General features: G+C 56.6%; 10 protein-coding genes. 5 read left to right on the top strand and 5 right to left on the bottom strand.

Annotated features, from left to right (window positions below; translation table 11 throughout):
• The first annotated feature begins 8 nt into the window (after nt 1-8).
• The 5 genes from ACYX4K_RS02575 (at nt 9) to nagX (ending at nt 7,193) form a co-directional block, all read left to right on the top strand.
• The gene (locus ACYX4K_RS02575) at nt 9-1,151 is read left to right on the top strand and encodes an acyl-CoA desaturase (RefSeq protein WP_475093667.1); all 1,143 of its coding nucleotides are present in this window, start codon (nt 9-11) and stop codon (nt 1,149-1,151) included.
• Nucleotides 1,152-1,321: 170 nt separating this feature from the next.
• Nucleotides 1,322-1,780, top strand: a complete 459-nt coding sequence (locus ACYX4K_RS02570) for a hypothetical protein (protein WP_475093668.1) — start codon at nt 1,322-1,324, stop codon at nt 1,778-1,780.
• A gap of 313 nt (nt 1,781-2,093) precedes the next feature.
• Nucleotides 2,094-5,210 (top strand): glycosyl hydrolase family 18 protein, encoded by a 3,117-nt coding sequence (locus ACYX4K_RS02565; RefSeq protein WP_475093669.1) that lies wholly within the window; start codon nt 2,094-2,096, stop codon nt 5,208-5,210.
• 271 nt (nt 5,211-5,481) lie between these two features.
• The gene (locus ACYX4K_RS02560) at nt 5,482-5,865 is read left to right on the top strand and encodes a glycoside hydrolase family 16 protein (protein WP_476178822.1); all 384 of its coding nucleotides are present in this window, start codon (nt 5,482-5,484) and stop codon (nt 5,863-5,865) included.
• Between the two features lie 230 nt (nt 5,866-6,095).
• Complete coding sequence (nagX, locus tag ACYX4K_RS02555; protein WP_475093671.1) at nt 6,096-7,193, top strand: transmembrane glucosamine N-acetyltransferase NagX; 1,098 nt, start codon at nt 6,096-6,098, stop codon at nt 7,191-7,193.
• 370 nt (nt 7,194-7,563) lie between these two features.
• Here the strand turns inward: nagX and mutT are convergent, their stop codons facing one another.
• The 5 genes from mutT to lpxC all read right to left on the bottom strand — a co-directional run bounded on the left by mutT (nt 7,564) and on the right by lpxC (nt 14,372).
• A complete protein-coding gene (gene mutT, locus ACYX4K_RS02550; protein WP_475093672.1) occupies nt 7,564-7,983 on the bottom strand; it encodes an 8-oxo-dGTP diphosphatase MutT in 420 nt (139 codons plus the stop codon).
• Complete coding sequence (argJ, locus tag ACYX4K_RS02545; RefSeq protein WP_475093673.1) at nt 7,983-9,179, bottom strand: bifunctional glutamate N-acetyltransferase/amino-acid acetyltransferase ArgJ; 1,197 nt, start codon at nt 9,177-9,179, stop codon at nt 7,983-7,985. The genes mutT and argJ overlap by 1 nt, the downstream gene beginning before the upstream one ends.
• A gap of 109 nt (nt 9,180-9,288) precedes the next feature.
• Nucleotides 9,289-12,036 carry a preprotein translocase subunit SecA gene (secA, locus tag ACYX4K_RS02540; RefSeq protein ID WP_475093674.1) on the bottom strand — a complete coding sequence of 916 codons (2,748 nt, stop codon included), beginning with the start codon at nt 12,034-12,036 and terminating at the stop codon, nt 9,289-9,291.
• 186 nt (nt 12,037-12,222) lie between these two features.
• On the bottom strand, nt 12,223-13,161 hold the full coding sequence (locus ACYX4K_RS02535) for a M23 family metallopeptidase (RefSeq protein WP_475093675.1): 939 nt from the start codon (nt 13,159-13,161) through the stop codon (nt 12,223-12,225).
• Nucleotides 13,162-13,460: 299 nt separating this feature from the next.
• Nucleotides 13,461-14,372 (bottom strand): UDP-3-O-acyl-N-acetylglucosamine deacetylase, encoded by a 912-nt coding sequence (lpxC, locus tag ACYX4K_RS02530; protein ID WP_043317379.1) that lies wholly within the window; start codon nt 14,370-14,372, stop codon nt 13,461-13,463.
• Nucleotides 14,373-14,681: the final 309 nt, after the last annotated feature.

The following is a 14,681-nucleotide window of genomic DNA, read 5'->3' as shown; positions in this document are numbered from 1 at the left end:
TGTAAAATATGAAAGCAGTTCCCGAAGCCCCCCGTATCTGGCTCACGACCGTGCTGTTCGCCAGTACCGCACTGATCGCCGTGACCCTGGTACCGCTGTACGGCTTCCTGGTTGGTTATCACTGGTACCACTGGCTGGCATTTGCCGTGCTGGGTGCCTTCTGCGGTATTTCCATCACCGCCGGTTACCACCGACTCTGGTCCCACCGCACGTACGAGGCCCACTGGTCCCTACGCCTCTTTTATGCGCTGTTTGGCGCCGCTGCGCTTCAGAACAGTGCGCTGATCTGGTGTTCCGGCCACCGCCGCCATCACCGCCACTGTGACGACAACGAGCAAGACCCCTATTCCGCCAATCGCGGCTTCTGGTTCTCTCATATCGGCTGGATGCTGCGGGACTACCCCAGTGGTGCGGTGGACTTCGATAATGCCAAAGACCTGCAGCGCGACAAGATTGTAATGTGGCAGCACAACCACTATGTGCCCATTACCGTGGCAATGAATGTGGGCGTGCCGCTGGTTCTCGGCCTGCTCACCGGTGATGTCCTCGGCATGCTACTGGTGGCCGGCGTGCTGCGCATCGTGGTGAACCATCACACCACCTTCTTTATTAATTCTCTGGCCCACATCTGGGGCCGTCGTCCCTATACCGATGAAAACACCGCCCGCGACAACGATCTGCTGGCGTTTTTCACGTTTGGCGAGGGCTATCACAACTATCACCACATCTTTCAGACCGACTACCGCAACGGTATCCGCTGGTTCCACTGGGACCCCACCAAGTGGCTGATCAAGACCGCCAGCTGGCTGGGGCTGGCGCGCAATTTGAAGACGGTACCCGCAATGCGTATCCAGCGGGCCATGCTGACCATGCAGTTCAAACGCGCGGAGAAAAAACTGGAAAACTCCAAGCACAAGGAAAGCTGGAAGCAACTGCTGGAGCGAGAAGCGCAAGACTTTTCGGCCGCGCTTGCGGAGTGGAAAGAGCTGCAGCAAACACGCTATGAAAGCGCCCGCGAACGCCTGGTCGAAAAGTGGGAAAATGCGACCATCCGCACCCGCGTTAAGGAGCTGGAATACAGCCTCAAGATGCAGCGCAAGCGATTACAGATCATGATGGAGCAGTTCCATCTGGCACCGGCCACAGCGTAAATACACAGGCGATCCCAACGGATCGCCTTTTTTGTGTCCGGGAGTCTATCGCCTGCGATGACTTGAACGCCCGGGGATATGCACTATAACCATAAGAGAAGTATCACACTCCTCATTTGAGGCTCCCACCGGAAAACTATAATTACACCAACCAACGAGAAGGCGCATTGATGAAGACGTTCAAACAGGCCCACGAAGTTCTCAAGGATGCCCAAAAGTTTCATCTGGATATGGCCGGGCTATACCAGCAATTGCTGGAAAATAGTCAGGACAATCGCACCCAGCTGCTGCTCAAGCACCTGCACGAACACGAGCTGCGCATGGCAAATAATCTCAAGAACTATGGCGCCGTTGCAGAGCAGAAAGTCATGCAGACCTGGCTGCAGTACACCCACGAAGAGTCCGCCGGTGAACTGGTAAAAAATCTCTACCTGAGCGACAAGCCCTCCATCGACGAGATCAATAAGCTCGGGCAGGAAGTAGACCGCTATTTTTCTGAGCTATACCACTCTGTCTACGGCTCTATCGAGTCGGTGGAAGTCAAAGAAGTCTTCGAGAACCTGAAGCATATCCAGGACAAGGAGCGCATCACTCTGTCCATGGCGACAAATTCCCTCTGGGATATGTAACAGCCAGGCCGTGGTGCCGCTCCGTTCGAGCGATACCCGGCAAGAGCTCCGTTTCTTCCCCATTCCGCTACCAGCCTGCACGTTCGCCACCCTGCGGCAAGTCGTCTCGCGGGCGACCACAGCATGACATTCTTCTCATATCTGACTTCGGCCGCAAATTCTGGCGTTAAAAGCTCGATTGTGACCGCTTTATGAAAAGTTGGTGTTGCCTCGATGAATACCGGTTGCTATTTTGACAGCGATGTCATTTGGCGGCGCCGAGTTTCCAGCGTCGTGATTCAATAAAAATAATCTGCCGCAAGGTGAACATTATATGATCAACTCAAAGCTCAGGCTCGGTCTGGTGACCGCAGCCATGCTCTCGGCGGGCCACAGCTATGCCGCTGTCGACTGCAGTAATTTCCCGGTTTGGGAAGCCGCTACCGCCTACTCCGGAGGCGCGGAAGTCCAGCACAACGACAACGCATACAAGGCAAACTGGTGGACCCAGAACCAGGACCCCGAACAGTATTCCGGCCAGTATCAGGAGTGGAGCCTGCTCGGCGCCTGTGAGGATGGCGATCCCCCCCCGCTCGTTGCTCCACAGGGGTCTATCACTGCACCCACCGCCGGATCTACTCACACCGAGAATGACAGCGTTGTCTTCACGGTTTCGGCGTCCGATTCCGATGGCACCGTAACGTCCGTTGAATTCTTTATCGACGGTACCTTGATCGACACTGATACCGCCGCCCCCTGGGAAACCACCTGGACCGCAGTAACCGGTGAGCCCACTCTCACCGCGCGCATCACCGACAACGACAGCCTCACCGCGACTACTTCACCGGTCACTTTCACCGTGGAAGAGGAAGTCGTGGGTGGCCCGGTTGCCCCACAGGTTAATATCACTGCACCGGGCAATGGCTCCAGCCATACCACCGGCGAAACCCTGACCATCACAGCCAGCGCGTCAGACAGTGACGGCAGCGTGAGCCAAGTTGCCTTCTACGTCGATGGCAGCCTGCTCAGCACCGATGCCATTGCGCCATACAGCGCCGAGTGGACTGCCACGCTGGGCAATCACACCATTTCCGCAGTGGCTACCGACAACGACGATCTGGACGCCTCTTCGGAAATTTCCATTGCTGTCGAAGATGAGCAGGTCGTTATCGGGGATCACCCCTGTCGCCCGGACGGGCTCTACACCACCCCGGGTACCGCGCCCAATTACTGCGACATCTATGACGCAGAGGGCCGCGAAGACATGGGCGCCGATCACCCGCGCCGAATCATTGGTTACTTCACCAGCTGGCGCAACGGCGCCAACGGCCAGCCCAGCTACCTGGTGAAAGACATTCCGTGGGGCAAAATCACCCACATCAATTACGCCTTCGCCCACGTGGGCAGCGACTACTCCGTATCCGTGGGCAATACCAGTGACCCGGGTAATCCCGCCACCGGTATGGAATGGAATGGTATCCCCGGTGCGGAAACCGACCCGGACTACAGCTACAAGGGCCACTTCAATCAGCTGTCCAAATTCAAGGAACAGTACCCGGATGTGAAAACCCTGGTATCCGTGGGCGGATGGGCGGAAACCGGTGGCCATTTCAATGAGAACGGCGACCGTGTGGCCGACGGTGGCTTCTACACCATGACCACCAATGCCGACGGCAGTATTAACCACCAGGGTATCGAGGCCTTCGCCAACTCTTCCGTGGACTTTATCCGCCAGTACGGCTTTGACGGTGTGGATATTGACTACGAATACCCCACCAGCATGAACGACGCCGGTAATCCACTGGATTTCGGGATTTCCAATCCCATGCGTGGCTCCCTGATGGAGTCTTATGTGGAGCTGATGCGCGTACTGCGGGAGAAGCTGGACGAGGCGGGCGAAACCGACGGCACTCACTACATGCTGACCATCGCCTCTCCCTCCTCCGGCTACCTGCTGCGGGGCATGGAAACCATGCAGATCACCCAGTACCTGGATTACGTCAACATCATGACCTACGACCTGCACGGGGCGTGGAATGAATATGTTGGCCACAATTCCGCGCTGTTCGACAACGGCAATGACCCGGAACTGGCGGCCGCCAGTGTGTACAGCACATCCCAGTACGGTGGCATCGGCTACCTGAACATCGACTGGGCAGTGAAGTACTTCCGCGGTTCCATGCCCGCGGGCCGCATCAACATCGGTATCCCTTACTACACTCGCGGTTGGCAGGGGGTATCCGGCGGCACCAATGGCCTGGGCGGCTCTGCGCCACTACCGGCACAATCCGAGTGCCCTGAAGGTACCGGCGGCGCTGCCGACTGCGGAAACGGGGCGGTCGGCATCGACAACATGTGGCACGACAAAAACAGCCTGGGAGACGAAATGGGGGCGGGCTCCAACCCCATGTGGCACGCCAAGAACCTGGAAGACGGTATCCTCGGCAGCTACCTCAGCGACTACGGTCTGGATCCGGCCAACGATCCGGAAGATGCGCTGGTAGGCACCTATGTGCGTAACTACGACAGTGTTTCTGAAGCGCCTTGGTTGTGGAATGACCAGAAAGACGTATTCATCTCCACTGAAGATGAAGAGTCCATGGACGCCAAGGTGCAGTATGTGATCGACGAAGGCGTTGGCGGCATCATGTTCTGGGAGCTGGCCGGCGACTACGACTGGGACGCGTCCAAGGGCGAGTACTTCATGGGTGACACACTGACGACTCTGGCCTATGACAAGTTCACCAGCGCCAGTGATTACCGACATCTGCGCACCGATCGCGCCGTACCGGAAGAGGCACTGGATATTGGTATCGAGATCACCGACTTCAAGCTGGGCGACCAGAACTACCCGCTGAATCCGAAGCTCTACATCACCAACAACACCGGCGGTGTACTGCCCGGCGGCACCGTGTTTGAGTTCGATATGCCGACCTCCACCTCCAATATCATCACCGACCAGAGTGGTGCCGGACTGGAAGTGATCGAAGACGGCGCCAATGCCGGTGGCGGCAACGTGGGCGGCCTGGAAAACGAGTTCCATCGCGTGCGCTTCAGCCTTCCGGAATGGCAGGATCTGGCCGACGGTGAAAGCTGGGATATGACACTCAACTACTACCTTCCGGTTTCCGGCCCTCAGGCCTATACCGCAACCGTTAACGGTAGTACCTATGCCCTGGCGTTTGAGTACCCCGACCTGCCAATCGCCGAGCTCGGCAGCGGCGGTGGCAGCTCTTCCGGCGGCAGCTCAGGCGGCGGCAGTGGTGATAGCTGCAGCGATGCGGGCGTAGATACCAGCAATCTGGTCACCTACCCCGAATGGCCGCGAGGCAATCACGCGGCCGGGGGTGATCAGATCATCCACAATGACAGTGTTTTCGAAGCCAAATGGTGGACCCAGTCCGAACCGGGCACCGCGGACGGCAGCTGGAGCTTCGTCTGCAATATCTGAAGCTCGATGCACAACGAATCTAGCCGGACCGGCGACGCAGCGCCGGTCCACTCTCACAGGATGGGTAGTCGATAAGAGTCGTTTAACAATTCTCTCTCTGCGTTGTGACCAATAGGAATTCCTTTGCAGGATTTGCTCCTATGTTCGCCCCGGCTTCCGTCGGGGCTTTTTTCGTTTAATTACGCAATAAAAATAAGGAAACCACGATGGCAATAATTATGAATATGCGCCCCCTGTATATTGTCACCGCGATTGCTGCACTGGCGATCAAATCATCGAGACCTTCTACACCATCAGCCCTCTCAAGGCAGACATGGACCCGGACTACAGCGAGATGGATTTCGAGTATCTCGCCAACGGCGGTTGGGGAGAGCCCGACAATGCACTTTTTGCTACCAGCTGGCAAACATTCAAGCTCGACCCGCTTGTGAAAGACAACGAGTACAGCACCAAGCCCGGCAGCTTCGCCGGCTGGCACACTCTGGTTCTACAAGCCGCAGAGAACAAGATCCGCTACTATGTCGACGGCGAACTGTTTGCGGAGCACAGTGAACATGTATATCCAGAAGAACCGATGTCGATCAATTTCAATCTGTGGTTCACCCAGGAGGGACTTATCGACTCAAACGAGCTGCGCACCTATGACAGGAAGTAGACTGGGTTTATCACATCGCGGATGAAGTACTCAGTCCCGAAGAGGTTTCCCAACAGGTACAAAACCTGCGCGCAGAAAAGATCGCGTTTACCGACACCGTGCCCGACTGGAACCCCAAGCTGGAGTCTCCCTGCGGACTTTGATGCGCTGAATCTTCACCTATAAGTACGGAACGATCTGGATCGCTCCGTACTTCAAAACCGAAAACATTGACTTAGAAAGTAGTAACCATGGTCAGTAAAAAGCAACGACTTGCATCCGTAGACGCTTTGCGCGGCTTCGATATGTTCTGGATTATCGGGGGCGAGGCGCTGTTCCTGCCGCTGTTTGCACTCACCGGCTGGTCCATTTTCCAGTTTGGCCACGGTCAGATGCAGCATACCGAGTGGCACGGCTTCAGTTTTTACGACCTGATCTTTCCGCTGTTTATTTTTCTTTCCGGTGTCACCCTCGGACTTGCCAACAAGTCTTTGCAGGGGCTGCCGATCAGCCAGCGGGCACCGATCTACCGCAGGGCGATAAAACGTCTGTTTTTGCTGATCCTGCTGGGAGTTCTTTACAACCACGGTTGGGGTACCGGAATCCCGGCAGACCTGGGTGAAATCCGCTATGCCAGTGTGCTGGCTCGTATCGGTTTTGCCTGGTTTTTTGCTGCGATGATCGTTTGGCATTTTGGTATTCGCGCTCAGTACGCGATTACAGCCGGTATCTTGCTTGCGTACTGGCTGATTCAGGCTATCGCTGGAGATTACACGCCTAAGGGCTCGATCAATGCCTGGGTGGATCAGCATTTCCTGCCGGGTATCACTTATCAGAACCGTGCCTACGACCCGGAAGGTGTTCTTTCAACCATTCCGGCGATAGCCAATGCGATGTTCGGCGTCTTCGCCGGCCGCTGGCTCAGCAAGAATGCGGGTGATCACGGGGCCATTCTCAAAGGCCTGTTTATCGGCGCCGCGACCTGTCTGCTCATTGGATTTTTATGGCATTGGAATTACCCGGTGAACAAGGAGCTGTGGACAAGCTCGTTTGTACTGATCACCTGCGGCTGCTGCTTACTTCTGCTGGGTATTTTCTACCTGGTTGTGGATATGTGGCACTGGAAAACCTTCACCTACTTCTTCTCGGTGATTGGTTGTAATGCGATTCTGGTGTATCTCGGCACCAGCCTGGTGAACTGGACATATACCAGTAAGAGTGTGTTCGGCGGGATTGCTTCAGCCTTGCCCGAAGCAGCGGGGATTTTGGTGATTGCCTGTGGTGTGATTTTGCTGCAGTGGTTGGTGCTGCGGTTCTTGTTCAAGCGTGGGATTTTTATTAGCCCTTGAGTTTCGGGGCCCCACTTAGACAGTTCAGTGGCGACAAAGCACTGGGTGTGGGTTTTCAGGACCGCTGTGAACCCATCCCTGGGCGCTTCGGCGCAAACATCCTGTTTGCGACGATCCTGAAAACCCACACCCAGCACTTTGTCTTAGATTTGAAATTCTCGCTTTTGAATAGGTTACATTGTTGAACGAACAATGCGCAGAGGCCGAAGCGAAAGTAAAGTAGCGGGGATTCGTTTTCGAAAGCGTCGGCGACAGGGACGTCGCCGACGCAGCGTACATGGATGTATTGAAGGGGGGCGCCTAGCTCGGTTTCGAAAACGAATACCCGCTGCTTTACTGCCCGAAACCCAACTAGCGGAACCTCGGACTTTTACGAACCAAGAAGGTCGCTCTTTTGTATCGCCTCAACAATAGGTTGATTGGCATCAGGAAAATGAAAATCTGATAACTCCGAAACAGAAACCCAAGCCAGCTCCTGCCCCTCAACACCGCGCTCTTTTCCGCTGAACTGGGTAACAAACCAGGTATCCAGAAACACCTGCTTATCCCCATAGTCATGGCGAACCTCGATTAGCGGCTCCATGGCTTTCACTTCAATATCGAGCTCTTCTTTCAGCTCTCGACTCATCGCTTGTTGAATGGTCTCACTGCCCTCGACCTTGCCGCCCGGAAATTCCCATCGTCCACCCATATGCAGGTGATCCGGGCGCTTGGCCAACAGGATTCGACCGTCGGCACCGAGAATAACACCGACCGCAACGTGAATATGCTTGATGGCCGACTCTCCCATCAGGTGCGGTACTCGGCGTTGATTGTCACATACTCGTGGGAGAAGTCGCAGGTCCAGATATGTTCACTAGCGTCGCCCCGTTGCAGGTCGACGGTAATAGTGAATTCCGCTTGCCCAAATATTTTCTGCCCAGCTTCCTCGGTATAGCTATCGGCGCGACCACCCGCTTCCACTATTTGTACATCATCGAGAAACACACTGATCTTACTGGTATCCAGGTTTTCGGCGCCGGCATTGCCGATCGCCATTACCAGGCGCCCCCAGTTCGGGTCAGATGCATACATTGCGGTTTTTACCAGCGGCGACTCGCCGATCTCAAACGCCATACGCAAGGCTTCTTTTGAGCTCGCCGCATTGTTCACCTGTACGGTAACAAATTTGGTCGCGCCCTCACCGTCTTTCACGATGGCCTGCGACAGCTCGATATGCACATCAATGACGGCCGCTTTGAGCTGTGTGTAAGCCTCGCTGCCACGTTCGACTTCACTGCCGGTGGCGCCACTGGCAATCAGTACACACGCATCATTGGTGGAAGTATCCCCATCCACACTGATGCGGTTGAACGATGCCCCTACCGCCTCTTTCACCAGCTCATCCAACAACGGCTGTGCGATACGCGCATCGGTGGCGACGTAGGCGAGCATGGTTGCCATATTTGGCTGGATCATGCCGGCGCCCTTGGCGATGCCGGCAATGGTAATGGTCTCACCGGCGATTTCGAGGGTGCGGCTCGCGGTCTTTGGGCGGGTGTCGGTGGTCATGATGGCTCTGGAGGCACTATCCCAGGCATTCGCTTGCAGGTTATCCACAGCCGCCGGCAGCGCATCAAGAATTTTTTGTACCGGCAAGTGCTCACCGATCACGCCAGTACTGAATGGCAACACCTGTTGCGGCTTGATTCCCAGCGCCGCAGCAACCCCTTCGCAGCTCTGCTCCGCAGTTTTCAGGCCGCGCTCACCGGTCGCGGCATTGGCATTGCCGGCATTGATCAGCAACGCGCGGATATTGCCCTGACGGATATGCTCCTTGGCCACCAGTACCGGTGCCGCACAGAAGGCATTCTGGGTAAACGTGGCGGAGACACTAGCGCCCTCAGCGATTTCGATCAGCAACAGATCGTCGCGCTGCCAGTTTTTGATTTTGGCGGGAACGGCGGAGAGGCGAACACCGGGGATCTGAGGGAGTGGCTGCGCCATGAAATTACGTCCTTGAGCAAAAACAGAGAATGCGCGGATTATAAATAAAAAGGCCCGCTGGGTAAGAGCGGGCCTTTCTATTAATTACCTAACTACCGCGCAGTAGTTTTCAGGTGGGAGTGGAGGAAGTCAGCTTGCCGTGGCACTGCTTGTACTTCTTGCCAGACCCGCAGGGGCATGGATCGTTGCGGCCAACACGGGGGCCGCGGCGTACCGGCTCCGGATTCGCTTCTGCCGTGGCGGCTTCAGTTTCCGGCATGGCGGAGGCCTGGGCGTGTTGCAGCTCCAGCTGCTGGCGGCGCTGGGCCTCCAGACGGCGCTGCTCCATCTCCTCCATCTGTTCACGGGTCATCGGCTCTACGTGCGCCAATACGCGGATCACCTCGTGCTTGAGGTTTTCCAGCAGAGTCTGGAACAGCTGGAAGGACTCGCGCTTGAACTCCTGCTTGGGGTTCTTGTTGGCGTAGGCGCGCAGACCGATACCGGCGCGCAGGTGATCCATGCTGGACAGGTGTTCTTTCCACAACTGATCCAGAACCTGCAGCATGACCTGGCGCTCGATGGTGGGCATCAGGTTCTCGTCGCCGGTGCTCTCGGCAATCCGCGCCAGCTTCTGCTGGTAGGCACCCTGGGTTTCTTCGACGATTTTCTCGCGCAGGCTCTCTTCGTGCAGGGTGCGGTCTTCGTCCAGCCACTGCTGGACCGGCAATTGAATTCCCAGCTCGGAGGCGAGCTGCTGTTCCAGCGCGGGGATATCCCACTGCTCTTCCACACTCTGCGGCGGTACATGGGCAGAGATCAGCTCGTTGACTACATCGTCGCGAATGGCGGTGATGGTGTCGCCAATGGTGTCCGCCTCCAGCAGCTCGTTGCGCTGGGAGTAGATTACCTGACGCTGATCGTTGGCCACATCATCGTATTCCAGCAGCTGCTTACGAATATCGAAGTTGCGGCCTTCCACACGGCGCTGGGCTTTTTCGATGGCGTTGGACACCATACGGTGCTCGATGGCCTCGCCGCGCTCCATACCCAGCATCTGCATAAAGTTCTTCACCCGGTCGGAGGCGAAGATACGCATCAGGTTGTCTTCCAGCGAGAGGTAGAAGCGGGTCACGCCCGGGTCTCCCTGACGGCCGGCGCGGCCACGCAGCTGGTTGTCGATACGGCGGGATTCGTGGCGCTCGGTACCGATGATGTGCAAGCCGCCGGCCTCGATCACGGTTTCGTGACGCTTCTTCCACTCGCCCTTGATCTTCTCAATCTCTTCGGCGGTTGCCTCGCGACCCTGGCTTTGCGCCAGCTCTTCGACTTCCGCCTCCCAGTTACCGCCGAGCACGATATCGGTACCGCGGCCTGCCATGTTGGTGGCGATGGTCACAGTGCCCGGACGACCGGCCTGGGCAATGATCTGGGCTTCTTTTTCGTGGAACTTGGCGTTCAGTACCTGGTGCTCGATCTTGGCTTTCTGCAGCAGGCGTGACATTTCCTCAGAGGTCTCGATGGACGCGGTACCGACGAGGATCGGCGCCTTCTTGTCGCGACAGTACTTGATGTCTTCGATGATGGCTTCGAGCTTTTCGTCCTTGGTGAGGTACACCAGGTCGTTTAGGTCTTCCCGCTGTTTTTCGCGGTTGGTGGGGATCACCACCACGTCGAGGCCGTAGATCTGACGGAATTCGAAGGCTTCGGTATCCGCGGTACCGGTCATGCCGGCGAGCTTCGGATAGAAGCGAAACAGGTTCTGGAAGGTGGTGGAGGCGAGGGTCTGGCTCTCGCTCTGGATCTGTACGTTTTCCTTTGCCTCCAGCGCCTGGTGCAGGCCTTCGGACAAACGGCGGCCAGGCATGGTGCGGCCGGTGTGCTCGTCGATCAGCACCACCTGGCCGTTCTGTACGATGTAATCCACATCCTTGTTGAACAGCACGTGGGCGCGCAGGGCGGCGTTGACGTGGTGCAGCAAACCGAGGTTACCCGGCGCGTAGAGGGATTCGTCCTCTTTCAGCAGGCCACTGCGAGTGAGCAGATCTTCAATCAGCTGGTGACCGTCTTCGGTCATTTCCACCTGACGACTCTTTTCGTCCACGGTGTAGTGACCTTCGCCTCCCTCTTCGCCGCGCTCCAGCTGCGGCACCAGTTTGTTCATGGCCATATACAGCTGGGAGGAATCTTCCGCGGCACCGGAGATAATCAGCGGGGTACGGGCTTCATCGATCAGGATGGAGTCCACCTCATCCACAATGGCGAAGTTCTGCGGGCGCTGGGTGCGATCTTCCTTGCGCAGCACCATGTTGTCGCGCAGATAGTCGAAGCCGAATTCGTTGTTGGTGCCGTAGGTGATGTCCGCCTGGTAGGCCGCCTTCTTGTCTTCCGGGTGCTGCTGGGAAACCACGATACCCACGGTAAGACCGAGGAATTCGTATACCGGGCGCATCCAGTTGGCGTCACGGCTGGCGAGATAGTCATTCACGGTAACGATGTGAACGCCCTTGCCTTCCAGAGCATTCAGGTAAGCCGGCAGGGTCGCCACCAGAGTTTTACCCTCACCGGTACGCATTTCCGCGATATGCCCTTCATGAAGGGTCATACCACCAATCATCTGCACATCGAAGTGGCGCATGCCCAGGGTGCGGTCACTGGCTTCGCGCACCGCCGCAAAGGCTTCGGGGAGAATCTTGTCGAGGGTTTCACCATCCGCCAGGCGCTGGCGGAATTCGTCGGTTTTGGCTTTCAGCGCGGTGTCATCCAGCGCCTTGTACTCGTCTTCCAGCGCGTTGATCTTGACGACCGCTCTGCGCATGCGCTTGAGTTCGCGGTCATTTTTTGAACCGAAGACTGTTTTTATCAGTTTGCCAATCATTATTCAGAAACCACATTAATGCTGATTTTGCCTGCAGGGCCTAAAAGTGGGGCCTCTGCGCAGAAAGAGTGCAAGTAAACAGGAAGGCGCCAGACGCCGCAACAGTCTAACTTGGTGCAAACACCTGAGTTGCGGGCGTTCCTACGGGATTACAAGGGTCCCGTGCGCAAGAATAGAGAATAGTTGTTATCTGCCGGTGCGGCGGATATAGCTGGCGGGATCGACCGGACGGTCGTTTTTGTAGACTTCGAAATGTACGTGCGGACCGGTGGAGCGGCCACTGGAGCCCATCAGAGCAATCACCTGGCCGCGTTTGACCACGTCGCCTACCTTGACCTTGAGCTCACTGTTGTGGCCGTAGCGGGTCTTGTAGCCATTGCCGTGGTTGATTTCCACCAGCTGGCCATAGCCGTAGCGGTCTTCCGCCCAGGTCACCACTCCCGCGGCCACGGACACCACGTCGGAGCCGTTCTTGCCGGCAAAATCCACACCTTTGTGCCAGGAGCGGCGACCGCTGAAGGGATCGGTGCGATAGCCGTAGCGGGAAGACATCCAGCCGCGGGTAATCGGGCGGCCGGCAATAAACTGCTCGTCTTGCAGTTGACGACGAGCCATCAGGTTGTCCAGCGTCTGCAGCTGCATCTGCCGGTCTTCAATCTGATCGGACAAATCGCCGATCACTTCGAGGAATTCAGGGGGTTGGTAAGGGAGTTCACTGGCACCGCTGATACCCGGGTCTTCCGGGCCGCCTACGGCGGGCATACTGCCAAACTGGAACTCGCCTTCGTCGAGCTTCGCCATTGTGGTCAGGCGTTCGCCCATCGCATCCAGGCGAGTCAGGCGCGCCTGCATCTCGGCGAGCTTTACCGTCAGCGCAGTCAGCTGCTCGCGCGCCTGCTGGTCTGCCTCCTGAATCTGATCCTGCTGCTTGCGCAAAGCCTTATTCCACGCCTTTACCGCGCGGGAATCGAATACGTCGGATTCTGAGGCCGGGAGATTGGCGCCAATCAATAGCGCACCAACGGGCAGGCCCAACAGGCAGAGGCCGAGCAGAGCTTTACTCAGGCCACCGAAGTTGAAAGTGCGGGACACACCGCCGCGATCATTGACGAGGATAACTTTCATTTCAGGCGCATTTCTGACGTGCAAGGTTTGCGACAAATTGTTGTTTTAATAATTTGGTCGTCGACAGCCCATTGGTTAACACACAGGAAACGACCGGAAGCTGCCGGTCACACACTGCGGGAGGCTCTGTCGAGACCGGGACTGCCGCATCCTGCTTGCCCCGGCGCCATCCTCATGGCGGATTGCCAGCCAATGTAACACGCACTGGCGGCGAAATAAGAATACTGGCGCACAAATCGTTGCCCGCCATAAACAAAAAAGCCGGCAATTTTCGTGCCGGCTTTTGCGTGAAGCGCCTCTTACACCGCCAGGATTGGCTTGACGTAAGAGATAGGCGCTTCCTGTTCGTCCTCGAACGTCACCATTTCCCAAGCATCTTCCTGCGCCATCAAGGTGCGCAGAGACTTGTTGTTCAGTGCGTGGCCGGATTTAAAGGCCTTGAACTCACCAATAACGCTGGTACCCAGCAGGTACAGGTCGCCAATGGCGTCGAGGATTTTGTGTTTCACGAATTCGTCTTCGTAACGCAGGCCGCCCTCGTTGAGGATACGGTACTGGTCGATAACGATGGCGTTATCCACACTACCACCCTGCACCAGACCTTTGGAGCGCAGATATTCGATCTCGTGCATGAAACCGAAGGTGCGCGCACGGCTCACTTCTTTTACGAAAGAGGTGCTGGAGAAATCTACAGAGGAGCTCAGGTTGCGCCCCTCGAACACAGGGTGATCGAAGTCGATGGTGAAGGACACCTTGAAGCCGTTAAACGGCAGAAAGCTGGCAACCTTGTCGCCCTCTTCCACGGTAACCGGCTTCTTGATCCGCAGGAATTTCTTCGGAGCAGCCTGCTCCTGGATACCTGCAGACTGAATCAGAAATACGAAAGGACCCGCGCTACCATCCATGATCGGCACTTCCTGGGCGGACAGCTCGACAATCGCATTGTCGATACCCAGACCAGCCATGGCGGACAGCAGGTGCTCTACCGTGGCAATGCGCACGTCACCCTTCACCAGAGTGGTGGAAAGCAGTGTGTCACCCACGTTTTCAGCACGCGCTTCAATCTCAACCACCGGATCCAGATCGACCCGACGGAATACGATACCACTGTTCACCGGCGCCGGTTTCAGGGTCAAAATGACCTTTTTACCGGTATGCAGGCCAACACCAGTGGCACGAATAGCGTTTTTGAGAGTGCGCTGTTTGATCATCTATATCTAGGTTCCCAATCGGTGAGCTGCGCACGAACCGCAGCGAGCCGGCGATAGTAACAGAAAATATACGCCAAAACTACAGAAACCCGTTCAGTCACTTCCCGGGCAATTCTGTTAGTGCGGCACACCATTTCCACCCTGCTTCCACTAAGCATAGTCCAGAGAGAAGACTACTGCGCCAAACCAGCGCACAGGCCAGAAACTAACGGTGTTAATTGTACGCCTTTACCAGGCTGCCGGCGGTTAACAAGTGTTAACGCACGCCCGAAAACCTGACGGTCACCAGATTCTATCGTCGAATTACTG

The organism is Microbulbifer sp. ABF4_107 (assembly GCF_056312215.1).
The sequence above is the reverse complement of the archived record's forward strand: the minus strand, read 5'-3'. Positions and strand labels throughout refer to the sequence as shown.